General features: G+C 35.6%; 1 protein-coding gene. It reads left to right on the forward strand.

Translation table 11 applies throughout. The annotated features are described in order from the left end of the window. On the forward strand, positions 1 to 430 hold a 430-nt coding region (locus ACF91D_RS32065), incomplete at both ends, for a DUF927 domain-containing protein (RefSeq protein WP_392438751.1).

Raw genomic sequence — 430 nt, forward strand, 5'->3', positions numbered from 1 at the left:
ATCTAGTCCCATCATCATAAAAAACAAATTTCTTGATCCTACTACAGGGATCGAGAAATTGACTATCACGAATGGCAAAAATATTGAACGTATTGAAGCATCCGATATCTTAACATCTTTCAAGCTACCTGGATTGATTAAGTACGGCTTCAACATCAACGAACGGTACATTAAATCATTAAGCTATGCGTTACAATCGATGCGCCAGTCACTTCCATTATCTAAATTATATACCGGCGTAGGTGTATTACAGTCTGATGATGAAGGTATGGTCATTTCATTGGATAAACCATACTTTTCAAAAGAAATAGAGCAGTCTCAAGCTAATGAAATCATTTGTGAAACACACTATGATTTTCAACCAAAAGGTACTTTCAAAGGCTGGTGGGAGATGTACTTAAAACAAGTTAAAGGGAACTTACTACTAGAA

The sequence above is a fragment of the Staphylococcus sp. 231237_7MaSpsaltlick genome, assembly GCF_043107035.1.